The sequence below is a fragment of the Dyella sp. 01L423 genome, from assembly GCF_056399945.1.
The window spans coordinates 237,225-263,278 of the sequence record NZ_JBFTSI010000005.1 but is presented as its reverse complement, the minus strand read 5'-3'; the positions used below and the strand labels follow the sequence as shown (position 1 = coordinate 263,278).

Genomic DNA, 26,054 nt, shown 5'->3' with positions numbered 1-26,054 from the left:
TCGACTGATTCGCGTGACGGCATCCACAGGTTGGGCGACTGGGCCGCTGGCCTGCTTCTTGCTGTGACGGGCTCGGTTCATGCCGTGGATACTGCTACATCTATACTCTGACTTGTTTTGACTCACGTCTCGCAAACACCCAAATCATGCAAATTCTTAAGCGGTTGCTGCGCTGGATCCTCGTCCTGGCTTTTACAGGTTTGCTGCTGGGTGTCGCGGCGGTCGGCGTGGCCTACTGGCTGATTTCCCCCCGGCTCCCCTCCGTGGCGGTCCTTAAGGACTACCACATGCAGGTGCCGCTTAGGGTGCTTTCGGCAGATGGCAAGCTGATTGCGAGCTTCGGCGAGACTCGCCGCATCCCCGTGGCGATCGACCAGGTGCCCGACCGGCTCAAGCACGCCGTGCTCGCCGCCGAGGACGCCAGCTTCTACCAGCACCCGGGCGTGGACTGGCACGGCATCGCCCGCGCCAGCTGGCATGTGGTGGCCTCGGGCGGCGACAAGGGGTCGGGCGGCTCCACCATCACCCAGCAGGTGGCGCGCAACTTCTTCCTGAGCCCCGAAAAGCTCTATTCGCGCAAGCTGACCGAGATCTTCATCGCCCTGCGCATGGAGAGCGAGCTGAGCAAGGACCAGATCCTGGAGCTCTATCTCAACAAGATGTTCCTGGGCCACCGCTCCTACGGCGTGGCCGCGGCGGCCTCCTATTACTACGGCAAGACCCTGGACCAGCTCACCGTGGCCGAGTGCGCCACCCTGGCCTCCACCTTCCAGCTGCCCTCGCTGGTGAACCCGCTCAACAGCCCCAAGCGCATGATGGCGCGCCGCAACTGGGTGCTGGGCCAGATGCTGGAGAACCGCTTCATCTCCAAGGCCGAGTACGAGCAATCCGTCGCCGAGCCGATCAACGCCTCGCCGCATGAGCCGGCGATCGAGGTGGATGCACCGTATCTGGCGGAAATGGTGCGCCTGCAGGTGCTCGACCGCCTGGGCAACGACGCCCTCACCGAAGGCTATGTGGTGAAGACCACGGTCGACAGCAAGCGCCAGCAGGCCGCGGTGGACGCCATGCGCTCGGGCCTGGTGGAGTACGACCACCGCCATGGCTGGCGCGGTCCCGAGGCCCACCAGGAGCTGGCTGCCGACGCTGGGACGGACGAACTCGAACGCGCGCTGGCAGGCTATACCGACATCTCCGGCATGCAGCCGGGCATCGTTACCCAGGTATCGGCCACGGCGGCCAGCGTTTATCTCGCCAGCCGTGACGAAGTGCAGCTGAACATGGACGCCATGAGCTGGGCTCGTCCGCGCATCGACGACACCCGCGTGGGCGCCACGCCCAAAAGCGTCTCTACCGTGCTCAAGCGCGGCGACATCATCCGGGTGTCGCGCGACGACAAGGGCCAGTGGGTGCTCACCCAGATCCCGGCCGCCCAGGGCGCGCTGGTCTCCCTCAACCCTGAGGACGGCTCGTTGCAGGCTCTGGTCGGCGGCTTCAACTTCCTGCGCAGCAAGTTCAACCGCGCCGTGATGGCCGCCCGCCAGCCGGGCTCGAGCTTCAAGCCCTTCATCTACTCAGCGGCCTTCGAGCGGGGCTTCACGCCCGCCTCCATCGTCAACGATGCACCGCTCGCCCTGCCCGACCCGTCGCGCCCTGGCGGCCTGTGGACGCCGTCCAACGACGACGACAAGTTCGACGGCCCCATCCGCCTGCGCGAAGCCTTGGTGCAGTCCAAGAACCTGGTGTCCGTGCGACTGCTTGATGCGATCGGCGTGCGTTTCGCCCGCGACTACGCCACCCGCTTCGGCTTTGCCCTCGATTCACTGCCCAGCAACCTCTCGATGGCGCTGGGTACGGCCTCGGTGTCGCCGATGAGCATGGCCCGCGGCTACGCCGTGTTCGCCAATGGCGGCTATCTGGTCACCCCGTACTTCGTCAGCGAAATCGACGATCGCGACGGCAAGCCGGTCTATCAGGCCAATCCGGCCCGCGCCTGCCGCACCTGCGCCGAACGCCTGCTCGATACCCGTCCGCCCGGCCCGCCGCCGGCCAATACCGGGGCCGCGCCAGGAAACTCGGTGGCCGCCGCCGCCAGTGCTCCGACGACCTCCGGCAGCGTAGCGGGCGTCGGCGACGCCGTGCTTCCGGCCGATGCCCATGGCGACGGCACCCATCCGCCGGTGCTGGCGCCACAGGTGATCGAGGTGCGCAACGACTATCTGGTCACCTCGCTGATGCAGGATGTGGTCAAGCGCGGTACCGGCGCGGCAGCCGCCGCCCTCGGCCGCACCGACCTGGCCGGCAAGACCGGCTCGACCAATGATCACCGCGACGCGTGGTTCGTCGGCTTCAACGGCGATCTGGTGACCTCGGTCTGGGTGGGCTTCGACGACTTCGGCTCGCTGGGCAAAGGCGAGTTCGGCGCCAAGGCAGCCCTGCCGATCTGGATGAGCTATACCGGCGCGGTGCTGAAGGACCAGCCGGCCTCCATCTTGCCGTTGCCGCCCGGTATCACTACGGTACAGATAGACCGCCAGAGCGGCCTGCCCGCCGGCGCGGACGACCCGAACATCATGTCGGAGATCTTCAAGGTCGAAGACGTGGATCGACTGCGTAACCAGGCCAACCAGCAGCAGGAGGACCAGGATCAGCAGCACGCCTACGACATCTTCTAATCGTCGGCAGCGCCGGTTCCGTCACTTGACCGTGCTGCCGCTGGCGTCCGCAACGACGGGCGCCAGATTGCCGGGGGAATGAGGCATGGCACGAGGTCAGCACCACCGCATCCACGCGCAGGATCGCCTGCAGCGCAATCGTCTTCGCGTCGCCCAGGAAGCGGCGCGACTGATGAGCGAGCACGGCATCCGCGATTTCCATCACGCCAAGGTCAAGGCTGCCGAACGGCTCGGCATCCTCGATGCACAGGCCTTGCCGCGCAACAACGAAATCGAAGACGCGCTGAGGGAACACCAGCGCATCTTCCACGCCGAATCCCAGCCCCAGCTGCTGCAGGAACGGCGCGAGGCCGCGGTGGAAGCCATGCGCTTCCTTGACCGCTTCGATCCACGACTGGTCGGCGCCGTACTCGAAGGCACCGCCGATGCCCACTCGGCCGTCTGCCTGCATGTCTTCAGCGACACGGCCGAAAACGTCGTGCTGTTCATGCAGGAACGCGGCGTTCCGATCACCCAACAGACGCGCCGCCTGCGCATCACCCGTGACGAGCAGGAGGAATATCCTGTGCTGCTGTTTGCCGCGGATGGCCTGCCGTTCGACATCACCGTGTTGCCACGCGATGCGCTGAAGCAGGCGCCGCTGGATCGCATCGATGAGAAACCGATGCGGAGGGCGTCGCTGGCGGCCGTCGAGGAATTGCTGGCTACAGCCGATAACGACGATGAGTTTGAGAGGATGTTGTCGTCGGCGCTTCGTTGACAGGCCTGTCGCGCACAGGGTGCGCTCCCACAGGGATGAGGGCTGTTGTGGGAGCGCACCCTGTGCGCGACACAATCTTGCCCAGACCCACAAAAAAAAGCCCCGGGAGAACCGGGGCTTTTTTTCATGCAATGAACCAGCGAATCAACGCTTGTCGCTAGCCACGTAATTGCGCACGTCGGCACCCGTATAGATCTGACGCGGACGGCCAATGCGCGCTCCCGGCGTTTCGTGCTGCTCGATCCAATGCGCGATCCAGCCCGAGGTACGGGCGATGGCAAACATCACCGTGAACATCTCGGTCGGGATGCCCAGGGCCTTGTAGATGATGCCCGAGTAGAAGTCGACGTTCGGGTAGAGCTTACGCTCGACGAAGTAATCGTCCTTCAGCGCCGCCTCTTCCAGCTTCATGGCCACGTCGAGCAGCGGGTCGTTGACGCCCAGCTCGTTGAGCACCTTGTGGCACATCTCGCGGATGATCTTCGCGCGCGGGTCGAAGTTCTTGTACACGCGGTGGCCGAAGCCCATCAGGCGGAAGTTGTCGTTCTTGTCCTTGGCGCGCTTGACGGCCGTCTCGACCTTGTCGGCGGTGCCGATCTCTTCGAGCATCTTCAGCACGGCTTCGTTCGCGCCGCCATGGGCCGGACCCCACAGCGCCGTGATGCCGGCAGCAATGGAGGCGTACGGGTTGGCGCCGGTGGAACCGACCAGACGCACGGTCGAGGTGGAAGCGTTCTGCTCGTGGTCGGCGTGCAGGATGAACAACAGATCCAGTGCCTTGGCGGCGACCGGGCTCATCTCCAGCGGCTCGCTCGGCACTTCGAACATCATGTGCAGGAAGCGGTCGACGTACTCGAGGTTATTGCGCGGATAGCGGAACGGCCAGCCGATAGAGTAGCGGTAGCAGGCAGCCGCAATCGTCGGCATCTTGGCGATCAAACGGATCGCGGCCAGCTTGCGGTCGTCGGCGTTATCGACGTCGATATCGTCGTGGTAGAAGGCCGACAGCGAAGCCACCGAAGCGGCCAGCATGGCCATCGGATGCGCGTCGTGGTGGAAGCCCTTGAAGAAGTCCTTCAGCGACTCATGCATCATCGTGTGATGCGTGATGTCGTGCTCGAACTTGGAGAACTGGTCCTTGTTCGGCAGCTCGCCATTGAGCAGCAGGTAGGAGGTTTCAAGGAAGCTGGACTTCTCGGCCAGCTGCTCGATCGGGTAACCGCGATAGAGCAGGACGCCTTCGTCGCCATCGATATAGGTGATGGCGCTCTTGGTGCTGGCGGTGCTGCCGTAACCCGGGTCGTAGGTGAAATGTCCCGTGTCCTTGTACAGCGTTCCGATGTCGATGCATGCGGGACCTAACGTGCCGCTGAGCAGGGGCAGTTCACTGCTGCGGTTGGTCGACTCATCCACCAACTTGACGATCTTGGAATCGGACACGGAAAACCTCCTTCACGCTTATGTCGTCGCCGACGTGTCGCGCGAAGGCGATGGCCGACGAGGTAGGGTTGATGTCGCGTAGGGGGATGGCTGCGACACCTCGCCGCCGATTATCGCATATCGACCCGCCAACATGCCCTAGCGGATGGTCGGATGGGCGGACGCAAAAACGCACGGGGCGAGCATCAGCTCGCCCCGTGCGTTTCAGCTTGCGTACGCTGCGTGGCCGCAGCGTGACAGCAGATGGCTTCGCGCGATTACTTCTGCGCGTAGCGACGACGGAACTTGTCGACGCGGCCGCCGGTGTCCAGCGACTTCTGCTTGCCGGTGTAGAACGGATGGGAATGGCTCGAGATATCCACCTTGACCAGCGGGTACTCGTTGCCGTCTTCCCACTTGACGGTGTCCTTCGAGGAAATCGTCGAACGCGTCAGGAACGCGAAATCGGACGACAGGTCCTGAAACACCACCTGGCGATAATTGGGATGGATATCGGGCTTCATGACTGACTCAAAGCGGTGGGTGAAAAGAGCGGCATTTTAACCATGGGTCGCCCCCATTGGCAAGTCGCTCAGTCACTTGGACCGGCGAGGCCGCCCCGCCAGGCCTTTCAGGCGCCCAGCGCCTGCCGCACCATGGCCGCAAAGCGGGCCTGATCCACTTCCATGACGATGCGCGCATTGGCCGGTCGGCCCAGGCGAGCGGTCCAGTCCACCACGGTGGCGCCACGGGTCAGGCGGCCATCCATCTCGACGGCGACGTGGCGCTCTTCTGCGCGCGTCACCATGGCCGGATCGATCGCCACCGCCATCGCCAGCGCATCTGCCGCGATCACGCCGCGGCGGCCACGCTTGGCATTGAACGCCCGCGCCGTACCGAACACCTGCTCGAAGAAGATCGCGCGCTGGTCGCCGGCGGCGATCCATCGGTTGAATTGATCGTCGTCGAAGGCATGGCGCAGCACCACTTCCCAGTCGACCAGATCGAACATCGGAAAGGTCTCGAACACGACGTGCGCCGCCTCGGGATCGAAACCGATATTGAATTCCGCAGGAATCTTGCCCGTGTTGCCGAGGCCGGTGACTGCGCCGCCCATGATCACCAATCGCTTCACCCGCGCCGGCAAAGTGGGGTCGAGCCGCACGGCCATCGCGAGATTGGTCAGCGGCCCAAGCGCCACCAGGGTCAGCTCGGGATGCTCGCGGGTGAGACGGATCAGCGCGTGCACGGCGTGCTCATCGGCAGCCACGCTGCGCGGCTCAGGAAAGCCGACATCGCCCAGGCCGTCACTGCCATGCACGTGCACGGCATCTTCTTCAGGCATACGCACCAGCGGCGTCGGACAACCCGGGAACACCGGCGTCGGCTTGCCCACCAGATCCACCAGCGTGCGCGCATTGCGCACCGTATGAGCGAGACCGACGTTGCCGGCCGCGATCGTCAGGCCGAGCACGTCGGCATGCGCATGCGCCATCAAGATGGCGAGCGCATCGTCTACGCCCGGGTCGGTGTCGATCAACAGTTGCAGCTGGGTCATGGGGAACTCGCGTTAGGGAGCGAACCGGTTAGCTTAGGCGTTCTACGGTCAGGCGCAAGCGTGAAGCGGCAACGCAATTTATTGTGGGAGCGCACCCTGTGCGCGACTCATCCTGCAAGGCGCCGGCGAAAGGCCGTCGCGCACAGGGTGCGCCCCCACACAGAGAACGTTCCACGCTAGGCATGGGCGTAGCGGGCGGCCGCACCGATCCAGCGCGCGATCAGCCCCTCGGCCTGTTGCGGGTGATGTGCCAACAGCACCGCACCAACTTCCTGCACCGCCGGCAGCAGATGCGCATCGCGCGAAAGGTCGGCAATGCGAAAACTCAGCTGGCCGGTTTGCCGCGTGCCCAGCACCTCGCCCGGGCCCCGCAGCTCGAGATCTTTCTCCGCGATGCGGAAACCATCGTTGGTATCGCGCATCACCTGCAGCCGCTCGCGCGCGAGCTGGCCAAGCGGCGGCTGATACAGCAGCACGCAATTGGAAGCGATGGCGCCGCGGCCGACTCGCCCGCGCAGCTGGTGCAACTGGGACAGCCCGAGCCGCTCGCTGTTTTCGATCACCATCAGGCTGGCGTTGGGCACGTCCACGCCCACTTCGATCACGGTGGTGGAGACCAGCACCGAGAGCTCGCCCGCCTTGAAGGCATCCATCACGGCCTGCTTTTCCTTGGGCTTCATGCGCCCGTGGATAAGGCCGATGCGGCAATCGGACAGTGCTGTAGACAACTCCGCGTGCGCCACTTCGGCTGCTTGTGCGCGCAGCTGTTCGGATTCTTCGATCAGCGTGCACACCCAGTACGCCTGGCGCCCTTCGAGGCAGGCGGCGTGAATGCGTTCGATCACGTCAAAACGGCGCGCATTGGAAATCGCAATGGTCTGCACGGGCGTGCGACCGGGCGGCAGTTCGTCGATCGCCGATACATCCAGATCCGCATACGCGCTCATGGCCAGCGTGCGCGGAATCGGCGTGGCAGTCAGCACCAATTGATGGGGCACCAGGCCGCTCTCGTGGTCCGCTCCCTTGTCGCGCAACGACAAGCGCTGCTGCACGCCAAAGCGATGCTGCTCGTCCACGATGACCAAGCCAAGCTGCGAGAAGGACACGCCTTCCTGCATCAGGGCATGTGTACCGATCACCACATGAGCGCCCGCGGCCACGCGCTGCAGGGCCTGCTGACGCGCCTTGCCGGTCACTTTGCCCGCAAGCCAGGCCACTTCGATGCCCAGCGGCGTCAGCCAGTGACGGAAGTGCTGCAGGTGCTGCTCGGCAAGCAGTTCGGTCGGCGCCATCAAGGCGACCTGCTGGCCGGACTCCACGGCAGCCAATGCCGCCAGCGCAGCCACGATGGTCTTGCCGCTGCCCACATCGCCCTGCACCAGTCGCAACATCGGGCTGGCCTGGGCGATGTCCTTGGCAATCTCCGCACTCACGCGCTGCTGTGCACCGGTAAGCCCGAATGGCAGGTTGGCCAGCAATCGTCGGCGCAATTCGCCCGTGCCTTGCAGGCGCGGCGCATGGCGCCGACGCACGGCTGCGCGCATGCGCTTGAGGCTGAGGTGTTGGGTGAGCAATTCCTCGAACGCCAGTCTTTGCTGCGCGGGGTGGCGGCCGGTGGTGAGCTGGCCGAGGTGGGCATCCGGCGGCGGGCGATGCACATAGAGCAGCGCCTCGCGCAGCGAGGTCAAACCGTGGGCGACGCATAGCTCGGTGGGGATCAATTCCAGCTGCGCGTCCTGCGGCAGGAGCGCCAGCGCCTTGGCGATTACGCCGGCAAGCCGCTTCTGCCCTAAGCCTTCGGTGGTCGGATAGACCGGCGTCAGCAGTTCATCGACGACGGCAGGCTCGTCACCGCTCAGTCGCTGATACTGCGGATGCACCATCTCCAGGCCGAGCGCCGCCTGCCGCACTTCGCCGTAGCAGAGCAGGCGCGTGCCTGGTTTGAGCTGTTCGGACTGGCTGCGGTTGAAATGGAAAAAGCGCAGCACCAAGGTCTGCTGCGAACCATCGGTAATCGCCACCTTCAACTGCGGCCGATAGCGAAAGCCGCGTTCGACCGCCTCGACGACACCCTCCACCTGTGCGCGCTCGCCAGGGCGCAAATCGGCGATGGACGTGAGGTGGGTGCGGTCTTCGTAGCGCAATGGCAGGTGGAACCAAAGGTCCTGCACGCGCTCCAGACCCAGGCGCGCCAGCGTTTCCGCCAGCGCCGGGCCTACCCCGGGCAACGCCGATACCGGCGTGGCGCCGGGATCGGAAAGTATCGTGGCGGCATTGGCGCGACTGGGCGGCATCGACGAAGCCTAACCGAGCGACCCTTCGCGCTGCAGCCGGCCGCACGCGGCCACTTGTCAGCGCGAGGCGTGCGGTTCGATCAGTCGAGCACCATGATGGCGTCCACTTCAATGTCTGCCAGCTTCGGCAGTGCGGACACTTCGATGGTCGAGCGCGCCGGGAATGGCGCCTGGAAATACTCGGCCATGATCTCGTTGACGGTGGCGAAGTGACCCAGGTTGGTCACGTAGATGCCAACGCGCACGATCTTTTCCAGCGAACCACCCGCTGCCTCGGCCACCGCCTTGAGGTTGACGAACACCTGGCGCGCCTGCAGCGCGATATCGCCTTCCACCATCAGGCCGGTGGCCGGATCGAGCGGAATCTGGCCCGAGAAATACACCGTGTTGCCGGTGCGCACAGCCTGCGAGTACGGACCAATGGCGGCGGGCGCCTTGTCGGTGGTGATGATGCTGCGGGTCATGGGGAGGCCTCGTGGTTGCTCTAGCCTCACAGTCTAAAGGCAGGAGAGAGGGAAGAGGAGTGAGAGGTGGGAGAGAGCGCAAGCCTTCTCTCACTTCTCACTCCTCTCCACTCACTCCCGCTTACAGCGGATAGCGGTAGGCGCCGCTCACCACGCCGGTGCGGCGCACGCGGCGGATCACTTCGGCCAGGTGCTTGCGGTTCTTCACTTCGAGCGCGAACAACAAAGTGGCCGCGGCCGCATCGCGCTCCACGTATTCCACGTTCTCGATGTTCGAGTTCGCAGCTGCGATCGCCGCTGCCACGGTGGCAAGCACGCCCGGGCGATTGATGACTTCGATGCGCAGCTCGGCGCGGTAATCGCCCTGCACATCGCGATCCCACTCGATCGCCACGCAGCGCTCGGGCGATTTGCGCAGTTCCACCACGTTCGGGCATTCCACGCGATGAACCACGATGCCCTTGCCCGACGAGAGATAGCCGATGATTTCGTCGCCCGGCAGTGGATGGCAGCAATTGCTGAAGCTCAGCACGCCGCGCTCTGCGCCGGTGATGCGGATCTTCTCCATCACATGCGGCGACTGCTGCACATCGGAGGATTTCTTGCCGCGCGCGGCCACCAGCTGGCTGGCCACCAGATGCGGGATGCGATTGCCCAGCGCGATGTCCGAGAGCAATTCTTCCAGGCGCTTGAGCTTGGAGGTTTCCAGGAAACGATCCAGCACGGCCGGCGGAATGGCATCGAGGCTGGTGCCCAGCGCATCAAGCGCGCGATCGAGCATGCGGTGGCCGAAGTCCACGGCATCCTCATGCTGCAGGTGCTTGAGGTATTGGCGGATCGCCGTACGCGCCTTGCCGGTCACCACCGATTCCAGCCACGCCGGATTGGGCAGTGCGGAAGGCGCGGTGATGATTTCCACCAGCTGGCCCGATTCCAGGCGCGTGCGCAGCGGCACGAGTTTTTTGTCCACACGCGCAGCCACGGCGTGGTCGCCCACGTCGGTGTGCACGGCATAGGCAAAATCGAGCGCGGTGGCATTGCGCGGCAGCGCGAGGATGTCGCCGCGCGGCGTGAACAGATAGACCTCGTCCGGGAACAGGTCGATCTTGACGTTCTCGATGAACTCGGACGACGACACCGTGTTCGCCTGGCTGTCCGCCAGCGACGACAGCCACTCGCGAGCGCGCGCCTGCGCGCTGTTGGCCGGGCCCGAATCGGTCTTGTACGCCCAGTGGGCCGCCACGCCGCGCTCGGCCACCGAATCCATTTCCGCCGTGCGGACCTGGACCTCGATCGGCGCGCCGAACGGCCCAAGCAGCACGGTGTGCAGCGACTGGTAGCCGTTGGCCTTGGGAATGGCGATGAAGTCCTTGAAGCGTCGGTCTACCGGCTTGTACAGCCCGTGCACGGCGCCCAGCGCCATGTAGCAGCTCATGGCCGAGTCGACCACCACGCGGAAGCCGTAGACGTCCATCAGCTGCGCGAAACTCTTGTGCTCGTTGCGCATCTTCGAATAGATGCTCCACGGCGACTTGATGCGGCCCACCACCTTGGCGGTGATGTGGTCGGCGCCAAGGCGCGTGGACAGCGCGGCCTCGATCTTGCCCATCGCTTCGCGGCGATTGCCCAACGCCGCGCGGATGCGCTCGCTGATCACGCGGTAGCGGTCGGGATAAAGCGCGCGGAAGCCCAGATCCTGCAGCTCCGCCTTGAACTTGTTCATGCCCAGGCGTTGCGCGATGGGCGCGTAGATTTCCAGTGTTTCGCGGGCGATGCGGCGGCGCGACGGGGCGTCTTTCGCGCCCAGCGTGCGCATGTTGTGCAGGCGGTCGGACAGCTTGATCAGGATCACGCGCAGGTCGCGCGCCATCGCCAGCAGCATTTTGCGAAAACTTTCCGCATCCGCTTCCTGGCGGCTGGAAAAGCTCATCTTGTCCAGCTTGGTGACGCCATCGACCAGTTCGGCGACAGTCTCGCCAAATTCGCCGGCCAGCTCGGTGCGGCTCAGCGAGGTGTCTTCCAGGGTGTCGTGCAGGATCGCCGCGATGATCGTCTCGGCGTCCATGCCCAGCTCGGCCAGGATGCCGGCCACGGCCACGGGATGGGTGATATAGGGCTCACCGCTCTTGCGGGCCTGCCCCTCGTGCGCCACGGCGCCCACTTCGTAGGCGCGCACCACGCGGGCCACCTGCGATTCGGGCAGGTAGGCCACGCGCTCTTTCAGAGCCAACACGTACGGCGGCAGCGTCGACGTATCCGAGGAGGAGTCCGTGACGGCCGGCATGGTTGTTCGGTCCCCGCTCAGGCGACCGCCTCGCTTCGTTTAAGGGAAGCGAGGGTGGCGACATGAAGCCCGCAGCGCAAAGCGCCGGACGAGCCGGCGCCGGGGCGTTGCTGGCTACAGCCGCCCTCCATCAGTCATCTCCACCCTTGGAGAGATCGTCGTCCACTTCGGCGGCAGCCCACTCGAGCGCTTCACGCTCGGCGCGCTCGCGCTCGGACTTGTCGATCTCGTCGATCGTGGCCTGGTCGATGCGACGGTCGGCAATTTCGCGCAGGGCGAGCACCGTCGGCTTATCGTGGTCGGGATGCACTGCCGGTTCGGCACCCTTGGAGAGCTGGCGGGCGCGCTTGGTCGCCATCAGCACCAGTTCGAAGCGGTTGTCGACTACCTGCAGGCAGTCTTCGACGGTAATGCGGGCCATCTGAAATCCTCAGAAAATAAAACGACTTATCACCTGTCAGTGTAGCCAGCGGCGGCTTTGCTGGCAATGCAGCAAGGCTCTATGATGCGGGGTTCACACCGCCTGCAGCCCGGCGCCCTAACACTAAAGGGGGCCTGTACATAATAAAAAACCCAACAGTACAATATTGTACTCCCTCCGGCCCCTCCAGGACTGTCGCCTCCATGCCGTCCGCCTTCCGTTCTCTCGCCATGCGCAGCCTGCCCCTGGTCGCCGTGGCCCTGCTTGCTGGTTGCAGCATTGCCAAGCCTCGTACCGATGATCCGTACGAGCACATGAACCGCAAGGTTTACGCCTTCAACAACGACCTGGACAAGGCGATCATCCGCCCGGTCGCCGTGGGTTACCGCAAGGTGACCAACCCGACCATCCGTCGCTGCATGGCCGATTTCTTCACCAATATCCGCATGCCGATCACGGTGGCCAACGACCTGCTGCAGGCGCGCCCGAAGCAGGCGCTGCAGGGCAGCAGCCGCTTCCTGGTGAACCTGACCCTGGGTATCGGCGGTTTCTTCGATCCGGCCAGCCAGCTCGGCATTCCGCTGGATGACACCGACTTTGGCGTGACCCTGGCCCGCTGGGGCGTGCCGGATGGCCCGTACCTGATGCTGCCGTTCTTCGGGCCGACCACGGCGCGCGACTTCTGGCAGGTGCCGGTCGACGGTTATTTCTTCGATCCGATCAGCTATTTCTCGCGCAACAACCACTACGAGTTCGGCCAGCAATACCTGCCTGAGCTGATGTACCTGGTGACCATCCGCTCCAGCGCCATCGATGCGGAAAGCTTCCTCAACTCCGCCTACGATCCGTATGCCTTCATCCGCGATGCCTATCGCCAGCAGCGCATCTACAAGATTTACTACGGCAACCCGCCGGAAGAGGTGATCGAGCAGCTGCAGGGCCTGCACGACAAGAGCTTCGACCCGGACGAACTGCTCGACGAACAGCAGAAGTGGGAAAAGAAGCAGCCGCAGGCTTCGCAGGATCAGCAACCGGCCGCGAAGAAGGACTGATCGTCCTTCTCTCGCCCAAAAAAAGGGGCCGCAAGGCCCCTTTTTTCGTCTCCGGCCCAGCGTCGAGTGACGCTTAGGCCATGAGACCCTCAACTTCGCACACACTGGCCAGCAGATGCATGCCCTCTGGCATGTTGCTCACCTTGAGCTTGCGCCCACGCTCGGCCGACTGCGCCAGCACCGCCAGCACACAGGCCAGGCCGGCGCTGTCGCTGTGGGTGACGCCGGACAGATCGAGCTCCGAGCGGCCGTCGCGCGCCACCGCCGTATCAATGGCCTTGAGCGCCGCCGCCGCATTGCCGAAGGTCAGCTCGCCGGAGACGCGTACGCTGCCCGGTGAGCCTTCATCGATGCGCACGGGTGCTGCAGCCGCATTCACTGCTTGGCGCCCTTGCCTTCCTGCTCCATTTCCTTCAGCGCCTGATCGCCCTGGGTTTCCAGGTTGCTGATCAGCTTTTCGATGCCGACCTTGCGGATTTCCGCATCGACCTGGTTGCGGTAGTTGGTGATGTACGAAATGCCCTCGATGATCACGTCGTAGGCCTTCCAGGTGCCGTTCTTGTCCTTGCGGAAAGCGTAGTCGACGGCGATGGTCTTGCCGTCATCCAGCACCACCTGGCTGCGCACGATGGTGCGCTTGTCGCTCATGTCGCCGGTGAACGGCAGCACCTTCACGCGGCCGCGGGTGTAGTCCAGCAGGCCTTCCGCATAGCGATGGGTGATGGAGTCGTAGAACGCCTTGGCGAAGCGCGAACGCTGCTCCGGCGTCGCTTCGCGGGCATGCTGGCCGAGCACCAGGATCGAGGCGTAGTCGATGTCGAAGTGCGGCAGGAACGCGTCGTCGATCACGTTGATCAACTTCTCGCGATTGGTCTTCAGCTCCTGCTGATGGCCATCGATCGCCTTGGCGAGATCGTCGGACACCGCCTGCACCACCTGCACCGGCGTCTGCTGGGCAGCGGCACCCTGCGTCGCATCCTGGGCAAAGACAGGCGCGGCGATCACGGTGCCAAGGGCGATGGCGGTGGCAATGGCCAGACTGCGCAACATGGGAAAACTCCTGGAAGATGTCTCGTTGGAATATCGGTACGCGATGGGCCGATTCAATGCTTGTCGCCGTCGGATTTGCCGCCGTCGGCAGGCTTGCCCGAGGACGAGCCGCTGACCAGGAACTTGCCGATCAGGTCTTCGATCTGCATGGCCGACTGGGTCAGCACCATCTCATCGCCGTTCTTGAGCGCGTCCGGCGAGCCGCCGGGCTGGATCGCAACGTACTGGGTGCCGATCAAACCACTGGTGAACACCGCGGCGGCGGAATCGTCCGGGATCTGGCTGTAGCGCTTGTCGATCGCCAGGGTGACCAGGGCGTCGAGCTTGACCGGGTCGGCGTTGATCGACTGCACGCTGCCGATGGCCACACCGGCCATCTTCACCGGCGCACCCACCGAGAGCGCGCCCACGTTGGTGAAGCGGGCCTTGACCACGTAGCTGCCGCCCAGGTTGTCCGCCACGCCGCCAGCGCCGAAGAACTTGCCGAGCATCTCCTCCAGCTGCTGCGCCGGACGGGTGAGCGCAAGCTCGCCGCCGTCGGCCAGGGTCTTCTTGGAGCTGCCGTAGCGCAGGCCGACGTACTGGTCGCCCAGCAGGCCGCTGGTGAAGATGGTGGCGACCGAATCGTCCGGAATCTGGTTGTAGCGCTGGTCGATCGCCAGCTTCACATCGGCCGTTTCCTTGCCCGGATCGAGCACGATCGATTGCACCTGGCCGACGCGCACGCCCGCCACTTTCACCGGCGCACGTTCCTTGAGCTGGCCGATGTTGGCGAAGTGCGCCTCGACGGTGTAACTGGGGCCGCGGCTGGAATTGGCCACCGAGGTGGTCTGCGTGGCGAGATAACCGAGCGCGGCAAAGCCGAGCACGATGAACAGGCCGGTGCCGACGGCATACGATTGTCTCTGGCTCACGGCACGATCCTCATGAAATGGGGGTTGGATACGGTCAGGTCGGCGCTCATCGGCTCACTCACATCAGGAACGCGGTGAGCACGAAATCGAGCGCCAGGATGGCGATGGACGAAGCGACCACGGTACGGGTGGTGGCATAGGCCACGCCTTCGCTGGTTGGCGGCGTGGTGTAGCCCTGGAACACGGCGATCAGCGACACCACGATGCCGAACACGACGCTTTTCCAGATCACGCCGTTGACGACGTCCTTCACCACCTCGACGGTAGCGGTCATGTTCGACCAGAAGGTGCCGTTGTCGATGCCCAGCCAGCTCACGCCCACCAGGTGCCCGCCAAAGATACCCAGCGCACAGAACACGCAGGCCAACAGCGGCATGGCGATCACGCCTGCGAGGAAGCGCGGCACGGCCACATAGGCAATCGGATCGACCGCCATCATTTCCATCGCGGCGATCTGGTCGGTGGCGCGCATCAGGCCGATCTCGGCGGTCACCGAGGTACCCGCGCGGCCGGCAAACAGCAGCGCCGTCACCACCGGACCGAGCTCGCGATAGATGGCGATGGCGACCACCGTGCCGGTGGCCGAGGTGCCGCCGAAGATCGACAGCACGTCGTACAGCTGCAAGCCCAGCACCATGCCCACGAACAGGCCGCAGACCATGATGATGATCAGGCTCATCGCGCCCACGAACCACAGCTGGCGGATCGTTTCGCGGTAGTGGCGCATGCTGCGCGGAATGGCCGCGATCATGCGCAGCAGGAACAGTCCGCAGTCGCCGATCTGCGACAGCGAGCGCACCACGATGTTTTCGGAACCCGTCGCGATCATGCGTTCTTCCCTGGAAAACCGAGCGATACGCCCAGGTCGCCGGCCGGATACTGGAATGGCACCGGGCCGTCCGCGTCGCCGCCGAAGAACTGGCGCGTCCACGGCGAACCGTCGTTGGCAATGGTCTTGGGATCGCCCTGCGCCACCACCTTGCCGTTGGCGATCAGGTAAATGTGATCGGCCACCTGCTTGATCGCTTCGAGCTCATGCGCCACCAGCACGCTGGTAATGCCCAACGTCTCGTTGAGCGTGCGGATCAGCTTGAGCACCTGGTTCAAGGCGATCGGATCGAGACCGACAAATGGTTCGTCGTACAGGATCAGCATCGGATCGAACACGATCGCACGCGCCAACGCCACGCGACGCGCCATGCCGCCGGACAGCTCCGTCGGCATCAACCCTGCCGCACCGCGCAGACCCACTGCCTGCAGTTTGGTGAGCACGATGTTGCGGATCAGCACTTCCGGCAATTCGGTGTGCTGGCGCAGCGGGAACGCCACGTTCTCGAACACATCGAAATCGGTGAGCAACGCGGAGTTCTGGAACAGGTAACCAATGCGCTCGCGCAGCTCGAATAGCTTGTCGCGCGACATCGTCGCCACGTTGTTGCCGTCCACCAGGACCTGCCCCGCATCCCCGCGCATCTGCCCGGTGATGTGCTTGAGCAGGGTGGTCTTGCCGGTACCGCTGGGCCCCATGATGGCGGTGATCTTGCCGCGCGGTATATCGATATCCAGCGCATCGAACACCTTCTTGCCATTGAGCACCGTGGTCAGGCCACGGACGCGCACCAGGGTGCTGTCCTCGGGCTTGGCGCTAATGGAGTCGGTCATGGGCGATGAGGGGCCTGGGTAAAGGCGACAAGTTAGCTGAATAGGGGCGTGAAGACCATGTACGAATCGTCGTAGCGGTCAGTAATGGCTAACGGAACAAGACCTTGGCGCGGATCTGGAGTTCCTGCGGGAGCACACCTTGCGGGAGCGCACCCTCTGCGCGACAGGCGCCACCGACGTGCGAGGAACACCATGACCCACCAGTCGCGCACAGGGTGCGCTCCCACAGTGGGGTGGCGGCCGCCTCAGGCCAGGAGTTCCTCGATCAACGTCTCATGGCGCTTCAGCTGCAACGCCGAGCGCAGGCGGGTAGCCCGCACGATGCCCTGCAAATCGTCCAGCGCCGCATCAAAATCATCGTTGACGATGATGTAATCGAACTCATGCGCGTGGGCGATTTCCTCACGCGAATTGTGCAGGCGGCGTGCGATCACTTCCGCGCTGTCCGAACCGCGGCCGCGCAGGCGGCGCTCCAGCTCGGGGCGCGACGGCGGCAGGATGAACACGCTCACGCAGTCGGGCTTGCTCTGGCGGATCTGCCGCGCGCCCTGCCAGTCGATTTCCAGCAATACGTCACAGCCCGTCGCCAGCAGCGTGTCCACCGTGGTGCGCGAGGTGCCATAAAGATTGCCGTGCACTTCGGCGTGCTCGAGGAAGATGCCGTCGGCGACCTCCTGCTCGAACACCTCGCGCTCCACGAAATAATAGTGGCGGCCGTACTGCTCGCCCGGACGCGGCGGACGCGTGGTGTGCGAGATGGACAGCGAAATCGACGGCTCACGCTCCAGCAGCGCGTTGACCAGGGTGGACTTGCCCGCGCCCGAGGGCGCAGCCACCACGAACAGGGTGCACTGGGTGTCTTGCGCGTGAGGCGTGGTCGCGTTCATTCGATGTTCTGCACCTGTTCGCGCATCTGCTCGATCAGCACCTTCAGATCCACCGCGGCATTGGTGCTGCGCACGTCCACGGCCTTGGAGCCCAGCGTGTTCGCTTCGCGGTTGAATTCCTGCATGAGGAAATCCAGGCGGCGGCCGACCGGCTCGCTGGTGCCCAGCACGCGGCGGGTTTCGACGATGTGGGTGGTCAGGCGGTCGAGTTCTTCATCGACGTCGCTGCGGGTGATCTGCAGTACCAGTTCCTGCTCCAGGCGACCCGGATCGGCCGGCTGCTTGAGATCGGCCAGGCGCGATTCCAGGCGGGCACGCAGGCCTTCGCGGATCTGCGGCATGAAGCTGCGCACCTCGGCCACGATGCGCTCAATCGCGTCCAGACGCTCCAGCAGCAGCTCGGCCAGCTTGGCGCCTTCGCGCTCGCGAGTGGCGGTGAGCGCTTCGAGCGCCCGATCCAGCACGTCGAGCAGCGAGGCCTGCAGCACCTCAGGGTCCACCTCGGACTGTTGCAGCACGCCCGGGAAGCGCAGCAGCTCGGTGAATTCGATGTTCATGCGCGGAAAACGCGATTCCAGGTCCATCGCCAGCTCGGACAGGCGTGCCAGCGCGGTGGCGTTGACCTGCATGGATTCGGCGCGGGCTTCGCCGCGCAGGCGCACGGTGACGTCGACCTTGCCGCGCGACAGCTTGGCGGCGATGCGCTCGCGCAGGGCCGACTCGAACACACGCAATTCGTCGGGCAGGCGCGGGCTCAGCTCCAGGTAGCGGTGGTTCACCGTGCGCAATTCGCAGCTGAGCGTGCCCGCGGGGCCGGTCGTCTCGGCGGAGGCGTAAGCCGTCATGCTGCGGGTCATCGGGAGTCTGCCAATATCGGGAAAGGCGGCAATGGTAAACTTTCCCGCCCTGCCTTGCCCAATGGCCCCCATTCCCATGAGCTCTCCCAGCCGCCCCAGTGGCCGCGCCAGCGACCAGCTGCGCACCGTGACCATCGAACGCCACTACACCCGCCACGCCGAAGGTTCGGTGCTGGTGAGCTTCGGCGACACCCGCGTGCTGTGCACCGCCAGCATCGAAGACCGCGTGCCGCCGTGGCTGCGTGGCAAGGGCGAGGGTTGGATCACTGCCGAATACGGCATGCTGCCCCGCGCCACCAACACCCGCATGCAGCGCGAAGCCGCACGCGGCGGCCAAGGCGGCCGCACCATGGAAATCCAGCGCCTGATCGGCCGCAGCCTGCGCGCCTGCGTGGATCGGCAGGCCCTGGGTGAGCGCGTGATCACACTCGATTGCGACGTGATTCAGGCCGACGGCGGCACCCGCACCGCGGCGATCACCGGCGCTTACGTAGCACTCGTGGACGCGGTGAACCTGCTGATGAAGCGCGAGAACCTGCGCCGCAACCCGGTAGTGGGCGCGATCGCGGCCGTCTCGGTGGGCATTTATCAGGGTGTGCCGGTGCTCGACCTGGACTACGCCGAAGATTCCAACTGCGACACCGACATGAACGTGGTGATGAACGACGGCGGCGGCTTCATCGAGGTGCAGGGCACGGCCGAGGGCCATGCGTTCCGCCGCGACGAGATGGACGCGCTGCTTGGCCTTGCGGAAAAAGGCATCGCCGAACTGGTGGCCGCGCAGCGCGCCGCGCTCGAAGTGTCCTGACGGTTGCGCAGATGACACGCATCGTCCTGGCCAGCAGCAATCCCGGCAAACTGGCGGAGTTCAACGACCTGCTGGCGGACAGCGGCCTGCAGGTCGAGCCGCAATCGGCGTTCAACGTGCCCGACGCCGAGGAAACCGGCCTCACCTTCGTGGAGAATGCGCTGCTCAAGGCGCGTCATGCATCGCGCATCAGCGGGCTGCCTGCGCTGGCCGACGATTCGGGCCTGTGCGTGCACCATCTGCGCGGCGCGCCGGGGCTTTACTCGGCCCGTTACAGCGGCAAGCACGGCGACAACGCGGCCAATAACGCGCGCCTGCTGCGAGAACTGGATGGCGTGCCGACCGAACAGCGTGGCGCGTTCTTCATCTGCGTGCTGGTGCTGCTGCAACACGCCGACGATCCGGCCCCGCTGGTCGCCGAAGGTCGCTGGCATGGCCATGTGCTCACCGAACAGCGCGGCGCGCACGGCTTCGGCTACGACCCGTTGTTCCTGCCGGAAGACGAAGCCGTCAGCGCCGCCGAGCTGCCGCCTGGACTGAAGAATCGCATCAGTCATCGCGGCCGCGCGCTGGCGCTGCTTCGCAGCCAGCTCGGCGAGACGCATGGTTAAGCCATGTCGCTGATCGCGCCGCCGCTGTCGCTGTACGTCCACATGCCGTGGTGCGTGAAGAAGTGCCCGTATTGCGACTTCAATTCCCATGGCGTGCGCGGCGAAACGCCGCCGTATGAGAGCTATGTGGACGCATTGCTCGCCGACCTCGACGCCGACCTGATCGATTTCGGCGACGCGCTACACGGGCGCACGGTGCAGACCATCTTTTTCGGCGGCGGCACGCCCAGCCTGTTCGCGCCGGATCTGATCGACCGTTTTCTCGACGGCGTGCGCGCCCGCCTGCAGCTGGCGACCGACGCGGAGATCACGCTGGAGACCAACCCCGGCACGGTCGAGCATGGACGTTTCGACGGCTATCTGGCCGCCGGGGTAAACCGCTTGTCGTTCGGCATCCAGAGCTTTGACGACGCCAAGCTGCGCCGGCTCGGCCGCATCCACTCGGCCAGTGAGGCCGAAGCGGCAGTGAAGTCCGCCCAGGATGCGGGCTATGCCAATCTCAATCTCGACCTGATGTATGCGCTGCCGGAGCAAACCCTGGAGGGCGCGCTGGCCGATGTGGCGCGCGCCGTCGCGCTGCGGCCCACGCATATTTCGCACTACCAGCTCACACTGGAGCCGAACACCGCGTTCGCCGCCAACCCGCCGCCGCTGCCGGACGACGATCACGCCTGGGCCATGCAAGAGGCCTGCGAACAACAGCTCGCCACCGCCGGCTATAGGCAATACGAGATATCCGCCTACGCCCAGAGCGACCGCCGCTGCGCGCACAACCTCAACTACTGGCGCTTCGGCGATTACCTCGGCATCGGCGCCGGTGCCCACGGCAAGCTCACCGATGTGGCCAGCGGGCAGATCATCCGCCGCTGGAAGACCCGCCTTCCCAAGGCCTATCTGGCGACGCCCGGCGGCGCAGGACGCATCGGCGGCAGCGCGGCCGTAGCCCAGGACGAGCTGCCATTCGAGTACATGCTCAACGCCTTGCGCTTGATCGACGGCGTGCCCATGGCCGACTTTGTCGAGCGCACCGGCCTGCCGCCCGAGCGCATCGCCGGCGCCCTCGCCCATGCCCGCCAACGGGGTTGGCTGGTGGACGACCCGGGCCGTCTGCACACCACGGCGCTCGGCCAACGCTTCCTCAATGACGTCATTTCCGGATTCCTTGACTGAATCCACCGTGCGGCCGATGGCGTGCACGGCATACCCGCTTTAGACTCTGTGCCATCCGGGGGGAATCAACCAAGGTCTGTCATGGAAGTCGAACAGCAGGGTCGACGGCCGCCGCATGCATCTGATCGGGACTCGCGTCCCGACAATGCAGCCTGGCCGCCGCGTGCCCGTCGCCTGATCGAAGAAACGCACTCCCTGTGCACCAGCTGGCTGGAGGCACCGCTACGCCAGTGCTTCCTCGAGGCCGAGCAACGCCTGTACGCGCAGGCCGAGCGCTCGCGCAACCCCACCGAACAGCAGCAGTGCCTGTATTCCCGCCAGCTGATTCAACAGCAGCGCGCGCCTGTGGAGCGTCGCTTCACCGAGGGCGTGCGCAAGCATTTCGGCAGCGTGGGCACGGTGCACGAGCCGGAAGTGGTGCACGCCGACGCGCCACGCCGACCGCTGGAGCTGCTCGACCCCACCGAACACGAACAGAACGTGGCGCTCGACAAACTGGTCGCGCGCGGCGAAGCGCGTCATGGCACGGCGCTGTTTGAACTTGGCTATCGGTTCGCCGTACTGGCCAGCCTGCCGCCGCTGGAAGGCGAAAGCCTGCCCCTGGGGCCACAGGCGCTGGCCAATGCCTTCCGCGATGGCATGAGCACGCTGGAGCTGCCGGTCGAACATCGCCTGCTGTTGTTGCAGTGCTTCGACCTGGCTGTGGTGCAAGGGCTGTCGACGCTCTACGACACAGTCAACGAACATCTGCGCGCTGACGGCATCCTGCCGCAATTGCGCGCCTTCCCGACCACACGTGCGCCGATCGAACGCCAGCCTCGCCCGGGCGCGAACGACAATCCGCCGGTGCCGTTGCCCCGCCAGGCAGCCGCCGCGACAGCGCCTGCCGCAGCGGCCGCGCCGCGTAGCGACAGCATCGCCGTGCTCGACAATCTGCGCGAAATGCTCGCGCACCATCGCGCGGGCCAGGGCGCACTTAGCTATCAGGACGGCGGACGCGCGGCGACTCCGGGCGAACTCCAGCTCGCGCTCGACGCCCTGCAATTGCACGTGAGCGACGTGGCCGAGCAAGCGCGACGCGAACTGCTCAGCGCGCAAGCGCTGCGCGAGGAGTTGATCACCCAGCTCAACGCGGGCCGACCGGCAGGCTCGGCGCAAATGCATCTGACCGAAGAGCAAGGCGACACAGTGGAATTGGTCGCCATGCTGTTTGAACAGTTGGACCGGCAGGTTCCCAACAAGAGCAACGCACACTCACTGCTCGGCGATCTCCAGTTGCCGCTGTTGCGCATGGCGGTGGCTGACCAAGGCTTCTTCAACCAGCGCGAACATCCCGCACGCAAACTGCTTGGCCTCGTCGCCGAAGCGGCGAATGACTGGCTGGACGGGCCCGAAGGCGATGTCGATCGCTCGCTCGAAGCGAAGATCAACCAACTGGTCGACCGTGCACGCCGCGAGCCACCCAGCACCGGCCTCTACACCAGCCTGCTGGCCGATATCGAACATCATCTGGGCCTGCTCAACCGCAAGGCGCAGATTGCCGAACGCCGCCAGGTGGAGGCCATGCAAGGCCGCGAACGGCTCGAACAGGCGCGCCATCGCGCCGCCGAGTTGATGACCGAGCGCTTCGACAAGTGCAATCCACGCGGCTTGCTGCGCACGCTGCTGGAGCGCGCCTGGTCCGACGTACTCGCGCTCACCCTGCTGCGCCACGGCGAAGACAGCGAAGCCTTTACGCTGCGCCTGCGCATTACCGATCAGTTGCTTGGCCAGCAGCCCGTGCTCGATCGCAACCTGCTGCAGGCCGAGGTGGAATCGGGCCTGCAACAGATCGGCATGCACGCCGAGGAATCCGTGCAAGTCGCGCAGCGCCTGCTGGGTATTCCGGCCAACAGCCCGGCCACCAACGAAGCGGCGACGACCACCGAGCTCGCGCTCAAGCTGAAACAGCATCAGCGACTGGGCGAGCATGCCGCACTGGAAACGCCGGTGGCCGCTCCCGCCGCACCGCCGGCTCCGACACCGCCGCCCGAGTCACCGGAGCGCCGCATCCGCCAGCGCCTGCGCCAGTTGCCCTTCGGCAGCTGGTTTGAATTCATCGATCCGTCCAACGGGCGCATCACCGAACGCAAGCTGGCCTGGTATTCGCCGGTATCGGGCAACAGCCTGTTTGTCACCCGTCGCGGCCTGCGCGGCCAGGAAATGACGCTGGAACAGCTCGCCCACGAAATGGCCTGTGGCCGCGTGCGCGAAATGCCTCCGGTGCGCGAAAATCTGCTCGATCGCGCCTGGCATGCACTCACCAGCCACCTGCGCCAGATCACCAGCGGCCAACCCGTCGCATCGCGCAGCGGAGCATCGACGTGAGCGAGAACATTGCCTCCATCGATCAGCGCCGCGCCCTGCGCAAACGCGCCAATTTCACTGCCGTGGTCACCGACGTGATCTCTGGCCAACCGATCGGCCATCTGGGCAATCTCTCCGCCAACGGCATGCTGCTGATCAGCACCCATCCGCCACGCAGCGAGGCGATTTATCAGGTCAGCCTTTCCCTGCCCGGCCTGGGCAGTGCGCCGCAGAGTATCGAAGTCGGCATCCAGGAGCAGTGGCACGAAGCCGCTGCCAGCCCCGGGCAGGTGTGGTCGGGCTATCGCATCGTGGCGATCGATGATGCGGATGCGGCGATGTTGGATGCGTGGTTGGAGCAGCCGGAGAGGGGTTAGGGGTTGCTTGTCGTCGCGGCGTAGGGCGATTTTTCTCGTCGTTCCGGCGGAGGCCGGAGGCGCTTTTCAACAGCCGAATGGCAGGTCATCCGGTTTCGCCAGTCTCCGGCTGTCGCGTTACGGCGATCTGGCCGCCTACGCGGCGGGCGTTTCGAACGGCTGCCGCCGTTCGAGTCACTTTTCTCTTGCTGGCCCACGCATGCGCAGGAGCGCATGCGAACGGCGAAGCCGGCCCGAAGGGCGGAGGGCAGGATGCCCGGAGTAAGAGAAAAGTAACCCAAAGAGAGTGGCCTAAAAGTGCAAGGGCTCGTAGCGTCGTGCTGGATACGATCGCCTGTCGCTCAAGGGGTTCGGAAGCGTGGCGATCGTCCGACAGGCGATTGGGCTACACCGCGAAGAGGGCTTAAAGCGCTGCCTCGCTGCGCAACGGCTTTTGGCATCGCTCCAACCCCTGCCGCGCCGGCWCTTTGATCCGCCATCCACAGGCCAGCGTTTCCCTTGCAGGAGCGCACTTGTGCGCGACCGCGGCGCCAGGGTTTACCTCTCCGTTGGGTGGTCGCGCACAAGTGCGCTCCTACAAGAATGCCCGGCAGCACCGGGTGTAGCGCGGCTCTTGATGCGGCTCTTGACCCCGGGGGCCCTTTCTTTTGGTTACTTTTCTTTACTCCGGGCATCCTGCCCTCCGCCCTTCGGGCCGGCTTCGCCGTTCACACGCGCTCGAAGCGCGTGCGTGGGCAAGCAAAGAAAAGTGACCCGGCCTTCCCAAAGAGGGGACTAGCTTCGCGTCGCCGGCAGGAGGACGGAAGCCCGCGGCAGGCGGGCCAAGTCGCGATATCGCTAAAACCAAACGCCGAGGCTCTGGATGACCAGCCATTCGGCTGTTGAAACGCGCCTCCGGCATGCGCCGGGATGACGACCAAAAAAACCGTTACGGGCACGGACGACGAACAAAAAGGCGAGTGTGCCAGCACGCCGAGGTGAAGCCACCAGCGCCAGCCCCAACACCGTCAACTAGCGATCCCCTCCCCTCCGCGCCATCATGTCCCCTCCCCCACCCGCCCGGCACCCAACACCGCCAGGCGCCGCCGCCCGGAGTCACCATGCACGACCGTCTCGCCTCGCTCTATCCCCAGCACCTCGCCACGCTGCGCGATCGTGCCGACAAGGCGCTAGCCCTGGGCGGCGGCTTCGATCACCTGGTGATTGCAGCGGGGACGCCCTTGCGCAAATTCCTGGACGACCAGGACTACCCCTTCGTCGCCAACCCGCATTTCCGCCACTGGCTGCCGCTCACGGACACGCCGGGGAGCTGGATCGTCTATACGCCGGGCCAGAAGCCGAAGCTGATCTTCCTGCAGCCCAAGGATTATTGGCACGTCGTGCCGGCCGCCCCGAGCGGTTATTGGGTCGAGCATTTCGATATCGAGATCGTGCGCGAAGCGACCGACGCCGTGGCGCTGCTGCCGGATGCCAAGACCCGTCGCGCCATCCTGGGACCTGAGTGTCCGAGCGTACCTGGCGCCGAAGCGAACAACCCACAGGCGGTCCTCGATTACCTGCACTGGCACCGCTCCTACAAGACGCCTTACGAGCTTGAACTGATGCGCGAAGCAAGCCGCATCGGCGCGCGTGCCCATCACGCTGCGGAGCAGGCGTTCCGCGCAGGCGAAAGCGAATTTGGCATCCACCTCGCCTATCTCGCCGCCGCGCGCCAGAACGACGCCGAGCTGCCTTACTCAAGCATCGTGGGCCTCAATGAGCACGGCGCGGTGCTGCATTACACGCACTTCGACCGCCAGCCGCCGGCACAAAGCCGCTCTTTTCTGATCGATGCCGGCGCCAGCGCCGCGGGTTACGCCAGCGACATCACCCGCACGTATGCAGCCAAGGGACACGCGGAATTCCAGGCACTGATCGACAGCGTCGATGTCGCGCAGCGGGGTTTCGCCGCAAAGGTGCGCGTGGGCCAGAGTTATCCGGAACTGCATATCCATGCGCATCACGTGCTGGCCGACGTACTGCGCGAGCACGGCATCGTGCGCATGAGCGCGGAGAGCGCCGTGGCGTCGGGCGTCACCTCGGCATTCTTCCCGCACGGCCTGGGTCATCCCATTGGCCTGCAGGTACACGATGTCGCCGGCTTCCAGGCGTCCGAAACGGGCGGCACCATCGCCCGCCCTCAAGGCCATCCCTACCTGCGCATGACGCGGGTGCTTGAAGCGGGCATGGTGGTGACGATCGAGCCGGGCCTTTACTTCATCGACATGCTGCTGGAGGAATTGCGCGCCAAGCCGGCGGCCAGCGAGATCGACTGGGCCCAGGTGGATCGCTTCCGCCCCTACGGCGGCATCCGCATCGAAGACGACGTCGTGTGCACCGACAGCGCGCCCGAAAACCTTACGCGAGATGCCTTTGCGACGTCATAATTGACACGATTCCAAGGGA

The 26,054-nt window shown here is 65.1% G+C and carries 23 protein-coding genes; 9 read left to right on the top strand and 14 right to left on the bottom strand.

What is annotated here, in order from left to right; translation table 11 throughout:
• The first annotated feature begins 146 nt into the window (after positions 1–146).
• Positions 147–2,675: a penicillin-binding protein 1A gene (locus AC1DMY_RS15370; protein WP_477165799.1), complete on the top strand. Its 2,529-nt coding sequence runs from the start codon at positions 147–149 to the stop codon at positions 2,673–2,675.
• Between the two features lie 85 nt (positions 2,676–2,760).
• Positions 2,761–3,435 carry a hypothetical protein gene (locus tag AC1DMY_RS15365; protein WP_477165798.1) on the top strand — a complete coding sequence of 225 codons (675 nt, stop codon included), beginning with the start codon at positions 2,761–2,763 and terminating at the stop codon, positions 3,433–3,435.
• 144 nt (positions 3,436–3,579) lie between these two features.
• Here the strand turns inward: AC1DMY_RS15365 and AC1DMY_RS15360 are convergent, their stop codons facing one another.
• The 7 genes from AC1DMY_RS15360 to rpoZ form a co-directional block, all read right to left on the bottom strand.
• A complete protein-coding gene (locus AC1DMY_RS15360; RefSeq protein WP_477165797.1) occupies positions 3,580–4,875 on the bottom strand; it encodes a citrate synthase in 1,296 nt (431 codons plus the stop codon).
• Between the two features lie 257 nt (positions 4,876–5,132).
• A complete protein-coding gene (locus AC1DMY_RS15355) occupies positions 5,133–5,378 on the bottom strand; it encodes a type B 50S ribosomal protein L31 (RefSeq protein ID WP_046972144.1) in 246 nt (81 codons plus the stop codon).
• A 107-nt stretch (positions 5,379–5,485) separates the two neighbouring features.
• On the bottom strand, positions 5,486–6,412 hold the full coding sequence (locus tag AC1DMY_RS15350) for a nucleoside hydrolase (RefSeq protein ID WP_477165796.1): 927 nt from the start codon (positions 6,410–6,412) through the stop codon (positions 5,486–5,488).
• Positions 6,413–6,588: 176 nt separating this feature from the next.
• Complete coding sequence (recG, locus tag AC1DMY_RS15345) at positions 6,589–8,706, bottom strand: ATP-dependent DNA helicase RecG (protein WP_477165795.1); 2,118 nt, start codon at positions 8,704–8,706, stop codon at positions 6,589–6,591.
• Positions 8,707–8,786: 80 nt separating this feature from the next.
• The gene (locus tag AC1DMY_RS15340; RefSeq protein WP_477165794.1) at positions 8,787–9,170 is read right to left on the bottom strand and encodes a RidA family protein; all 384 of its coding nucleotides are present in this window, start codon (positions 9,168–9,170) and stop codon (positions 8,787–8,789) included.
• Positions 9,171–9,291: 121 nt separating this feature from the next.
• Positions 9,292–11,454: a RelA/SpoT family protein gene (locus AC1DMY_RS15335; RefSeq protein WP_477165793.1), complete on the bottom strand. Its 2,163-nt coding sequence runs from the start codon at positions 11,452–11,454 to the stop codon at positions 9,292–9,294.
• Positions 11,455–11,584: 130 nt separating this feature from the next.
• Complete coding sequence (gene rpoZ / locus AC1DMY_RS15330) at positions 11,585–11,875, bottom strand: DNA-directed RNA polymerase subunit omega (protein WP_046972139.1); 291 nt, start codon at positions 11,873–11,875, stop codon at positions 11,585–11,587.
• A gap of 203 nt (positions 11,876–12,078) precedes the next feature.
• Here rpoZ and AC1DMY_RS15325 point away from each other — a divergent pair, with 203 nt between their 5' ends.
• Entirely contained in the window at positions 12,079–12,927 is an 849-nt protein-coding gene (locus AC1DMY_RS15325; RefSeq protein WP_477165792.1) for an MlaA family lipoprotein, read from the top strand.
• Positions 12,928–13,000: 73 nt separating this feature from the next.
• Here AC1DMY_RS15325 and AC1DMY_RS15320 read toward each other — a convergent pair whose 3' ends face one another.
• The 7 genes from AC1DMY_RS15320 to AC1DMY_RS15290 form a co-directional block, all read right to left on the bottom strand.
• Complete coding sequence (locus tag AC1DMY_RS15320) at positions 13,001–13,285, bottom strand: STAS domain-containing protein (protein WP_477165791.1); 285 nt, start codon at positions 13,283–13,285, stop codon at positions 13,001–13,003.
• Positions 13,286–13,302: 17 nt separating this feature from the next.
• Positions 13,303–13,977 (bottom strand): MlaC/ttg2D family ABC transporter substrate-binding protein, encoded by a 675-nt coding sequence (locus AC1DMY_RS15315; RefSeq protein ID WP_477165790.1) that lies wholly within the window; start codon positions 13,975–13,977, stop codon positions 13,303–13,305.
• A gap of 53 nt (positions 13,978–14,030) precedes the next feature.
• On the bottom strand, positions 14,031–14,891 hold the full coding sequence (gene mlaD / locus AC1DMY_RS15310) for an outer membrane lipid asymmetry maintenance protein MlaD (protein ID WP_477165789.1): 861 nt from the start codon (positions 14,889–14,891) through the stop codon (positions 14,031–14,033).
• Positions 14,892–14,949: 58 nt separating this feature from the next.
• Positions 14,950–15,720, bottom strand: a complete 771-nt coding sequence (gene mlaE / locus AC1DMY_RS15305) for a lipid asymmetry maintenance ABC transporter permease subunit MlaE (RefSeq protein ID WP_441604506.1) — start codon at positions 15,718–15,720, stop codon at positions 14,950–14,952.
• Positions 15,717–16,553: an ABC transporter ATP-binding protein gene (locus AC1DMY_RS15300; protein WP_477165788.1), complete on the bottom strand. Its 837-nt coding sequence runs from the start codon at positions 16,551–16,553 to the stop codon at positions 15,717–15,719. Before AC1DMY_RS15300 ends, mlaE begins: the two co-directional genes overlap by 4 nt.
• 245 nt (positions 16,554–16,798) lie before the next feature.
• Positions 16,799–17,440, bottom strand: a complete 642-nt coding sequence (gmk, locus tag AC1DMY_RS15295; RefSeq protein WP_477165787.1) for a guanylate kinase — start codon at positions 17,438–17,440, stop codon at positions 16,799–16,801.
• Positions 17,437–18,297 (bottom strand): YicC/YloC family endoribonuclease, encoded by an 861-nt coding sequence (locus tag AC1DMY_RS15290; protein ID WP_477165786.1) that lies wholly within the window; start codon positions 18,295–18,297, stop codon positions 17,437–17,439. Before AC1DMY_RS15290 ends, gmk begins: the two co-directional genes overlap by 4 nt.
• A gap of 76 nt (positions 18,298–18,373) precedes the next feature.
• Between AC1DMY_RS15290 and rph the strand changes: the two genes are divergently transcribed.
• The 6 genes from rph to pepQ all read left to right on the top strand — a co-directional run bounded on the left by rph (position 18,374) and on the right by pepQ (position 26,035).
• Entirely contained in the window at positions 18,374–19,105 is a 732-nt protein-coding gene (gene rph / locus AC1DMY_RS15285; protein WP_477165785.1) for a ribonuclease PH, read from the top strand.
• Positions 19,106–19,116: 11 nt separating this feature from the next.
• Positions 19,117–19,716 carry an RdgB/HAM1 family non-canonical purine NTP pyrophosphatase gene (rdgB, locus tag AC1DMY_RS15280; RefSeq protein ID WP_477165784.1) on the top strand — a complete coding sequence of 200 codons (600 nt, stop codon included), beginning with the start codon at positions 19,117–19,119 and terminating at the stop codon, positions 19,714–19,716.
• A 3-nt stretch (positions 19,717–19,719) separates the two neighbouring features.
• Positions 19,720–20,886, top strand: a complete 1,167-nt coding sequence (hemW, locus tag AC1DMY_RS15275; RefSeq protein WP_477165783.1) for a radical SAM family heme chaperone HemW — start codon at positions 19,720–19,722, stop codon at positions 20,884–20,886.
• Positions 20,887–20,967: 81 nt separating this feature from the next.
• Positions 20,968–23,253, top strand: a complete 2,286-nt coding sequence (locus AC1DMY_RS15270) for a DUF1631 family protein (protein WP_477165782.1) — start codon at positions 20,968–20,970, stop codon at positions 23,251–23,253.
• The gene (locus AC1DMY_RS15265) at positions 23,250–23,609 is read left to right on the top strand and encodes a PilZ domain-containing protein (protein ID WP_477165781.1); all 360 of its coding nucleotides are present in this window, start codon (positions 23,250–23,252) and stop codon (positions 23,607–23,609) included. Before AC1DMY_RS15270 ends, AC1DMY_RS15265 begins: the two co-directional genes overlap by 4 nt.
• 1,100 nt (positions 23,610–24,709) lie before the next feature.
• Positions 24,710–26,035, top strand: coding sequence for a Xaa-Pro dipeptidase (pepQ, locus tag AC1DMY_RS15260; RefSeq protein ID WP_477165780.1), 1,326 nt, complete (start codon positions 24,710–24,712; stop codon positions 26,033–26,035).
• The last annotated feature ends 19 nt before the right edge of the window (positions 26,036–26,054 follow it).

Excerpts from the sequence above, each read along its gene's own strand:
- AC1DMY_RS15315 (WP_477165790.1), bottom strand. The coding sequence starts at position 13,977 with ATGTTGCGCAGTCTGGCCATTGCCACCGCCATCGCCCTTGGCACCGTG.
- AC1DMY_RS15335 (WP_477165793.1), bottom strand. The coding sequence starts at position 11,454 with ATGCCGGCCGTCACGGACTCCTCCTCGGATACGTCGACGCTGCCGCCG.
- rpoZ (WP_046972139.1), bottom strand. The coding sequence starts at position 11,875 with ATGGCCCGCATTACCGTCGAAGACTGCCTGCAGGTAGTCGACAACCGC.
- pepQ (WP_477165780.1), top strand. The coding sequence starts at position 24,710 with ATGCACGACCGTCTCGCCTCGCTCTATCCCCAGCACCTCGCCACGCTG.
- rph (WP_477165785.1), top strand. The coding sequence starts at position 18,374 with ATGAGCTCTCCCAGCCGCCCCAGTGGCCGCGCCAGCGACCAGCTGCGC.
- mlaE (WP_441604506.1), bottom strand. The coding sequence starts at position 15,720 with ATGATCGCGACGGGTTCCGAAAACATCGTGGTGCGCTCGCTGTCGCAG.
- AC1DMY_RS15300 (WP_477165788.1), bottom strand. The coding sequence starts at position 16,553 with ATGACCGACTCCATTAGCGCCAAGCCCGAGGACAGCACCCTGGTGCGC.
- hemW (WP_477165783.1), top strand. The coding sequence starts at position 19,720 with ATGTCGCTGATCGCGCCGCCGCTGTCGCTGTACGTCCACATGCCGTGG.
- recG (WP_477165795.1), bottom strand. The coding sequence starts at position 8,706 with ATGCCGCCCAGTCGCGCCAATGCCGCCACGATACTTTCCGATCCCGGC.
- AC1DMY_RS15270 (WP_477165782.1), top strand. The coding sequence starts at position 20,968 with ATGGAAGTCGAACAGCAGGGTCGACGGCCGCCGCATGCATCTGATCGG.
- AC1DMY_RS15350 (WP_477165796.1), bottom strand. The coding sequence starts at position 6,412 with ATGACCCAGCTGCAACTGTTGATCGACACCGACCCGGGCGTAGACGAT.
- AC1DMY_RS15325 (WP_477165792.1), top strand. The coding sequence starts at position 12,079 with ATGCCGTCCGCCTTCCGTTCTCTCGCCATGCGCAGCCTGCCCCTGGTC.
- AC1DMY_RS15370 (WP_477165799.1), top strand. The coding sequence starts at position 147 with ATGCAAATTCTTAAGCGGTTGCTGCGCTGGATCCTCGTCCTGGCTTTT.
- AC1DMY_RS15340 (WP_477165794.1), bottom strand. The coding sequence starts at position 9,170 with ATGACCCGCAGCATCATCACCACCGACAAGGCGCCCGCCGCCATTGGT.
- AC1DMY_RS15355 (WP_046972144.1), bottom strand. The coding sequence starts at position 5,378 with ATGAAGCCCGATATCCATCCCAATTATCGCCAGGTGGTGTTTCAGGAC.
- gmk (WP_477165787.1), bottom strand. The coding sequence starts at position 17,440 with ATGAACGCGACCACGCCTCACGCGCAAGACACCCAGTGCACCCTGTTC.
- AC1DMY_RS15365 (WP_477165798.1), top strand. The coding sequence starts at position 2,761 with ATGGCACGAGGTCAGCACCACCGCATCCACGCGCAGGATCGCCTGCAG.
- AC1DMY_RS15290 (WP_477165786.1), bottom strand. The coding sequence starts at position 18,297 with ATGACCCGCAGCATGACGGCTTACGCCTCCGCCGAGACGACCGGCCCC.
- rdgB (WP_477165784.1), top strand. The coding sequence starts at position 19,117 with ATGACACGCATCGTCCTGGCCAGCAGCAATCCCGGCAAACTGGCGGAG.